Source organism: Vibrio sp. Vb0598 (assembly GCF_033338935.1).
GTDB lineage: Bacteria > Pseudomonadota > Gammaproteobacteria > Enterobacterales > Vibrionaceae > Vibrio > Vibrio alginolyticus.
Window position 1 is genome coordinate 1 of the sequence record NZ_JAWOTP010000079.1, and the last position, 1,693, is coordinate 1,693.

Consider the following 1,693-nt stretch of genomic DNA (forward strand, 5'->3'; position numbering starts at 1 on the left):
TTTTGACCTTGACCAGCAAAACTAAAACCAGCCACGGTAAACACGGATCTCACGTTGTCTTTTTCTTCTTCCAAGAAATAGCTACGCACTTTATCGAGTGTTTTTTCTGTCTGCTCTTGAGTCGAGTTCGGCGGCAAAATTGCCATCGAGAACACCGTACCTTGGTCTTCATCTGGTAGGAAAGACGTCGGCAGATTCATAAATAACCAACCCGCACCAGCGCTCATTGCCACAAACACCAACAACATGCGCCCAGTGCGTTTTAGCAACTTGGCTACACCAGCCTCATAACCTGCGGTCATCGAATCAAATTTACGGTTAAACCAACCGAAGAAGCCTTTTTTATCCGTAAATTCAGCGTCACCTTTTTTCAGTAACGTAGCACACAGCGCTGGTGTCAGGATGATCGCAACCATCACTGACAACGTCATCGCAGCAACGATGGTGATCGAGAACTGGCGGTAAATTACCCCGGTCGAACCTGACATAAATGCCATCGGGACGAATACTGCCGATAAGGTCAAACCAACACCAATCAACGCGCCAGTGATCTGCCCCATCGATTTCTTAGTTGCTTCTTTTGGATCGAGCCCGTCTTCGTGCATCACACGCTCAACGTTTTCTACCACAACGATGGCGTCATCCACCAGCAAACCAATCGCCAGAACCATCGCAAACATCGTCAGGGTATTCACGCTGAAACCTGTCGCGTAAAGAATGGCAAACGTACCCAAGAGTACAACCGGAACAGCAATCGTCGGGATGATCGTTGCACGGAAGTTCTGTAAGAACAGGTACATAATCAAGAACACCAATACAATCGCTTCCAGTAGCGTTTTCACTACTTCTTGAATCGATGCTTCTACAAACGGTGTTGTCTCAAATGGATAAGCGACTTTCAGACCATCTGGGAAGTTTTCACTTAACTCTGCTAAACGCTCTTTGACTGCAGCCGCCGTTTCCAGCGCGTTCGCACCTGTACCAAGTGAAATACCTAAACCAGACGCCGGTAAACCGTTGTACTGACCTTGAATATCGTAACTTTCTGCTCCGCGCTCAATACGAGCAACGTCTCTTAGATAAACGTTTGCACCGCTCGCATCTGATTTCAAGATGATGTTTTGGAACTCAGCCACACTGCTTAAACGACTCGCAGAAGAGATCGTCGCGTTAAGCAGTTGACCTTTCTGCGCAGGTGCTGCACCCAATTGACCAGATGACACTTGCGCATTCTGCTCACTGATCGCATTTGCAACGTCAATTGCCGTCAGGTTGAACTGAGTCAGCTTAAACGGGTCAAGCCACACACGCATCGCATATTGAGAACCAAAAGCCTGTACTTGACCCACACCCGTCACACGGCTGATTGGGTCTTGAATGTTGGTTACAACAAAGTCGGCAATGTCGTTTTGTGTAAAATCTGGATCGTCAGAATAAACCGCCACCACCATCAAAAATGAGGTGTTAGATTTGTTCACCACAATACCTTGGCTTTGCACTTCCATAGGAAGCGAAGTCAACGCCAATTGCAGTTTGTTCTGCACTTGAACCTGCGCGATATCAGGATCGGCTTCGCTATCAAAAGTCAGTGTAATGGTCGCATTGCCGAAAGCGTCACTGCTCGAAGACAAGTAACGTAGGTAATCCAGGCCTGTCATGTTTTGCTCGATAACCTGAGTGACAGAGTCCTCCA

Annotated in this window: 1 pseudogene; it reads right to left on the reverse strand. The window is 47.5% G+C overall.

From position 1 onward, the window contains the following. Window positions 1–1,693 (reverse strand): annotated as a pseudogene (gene vmeB, locus R7Q38_RS23030) (multidrug efflux RND transporter permease subunit VmeB); the annotation flags it as partial.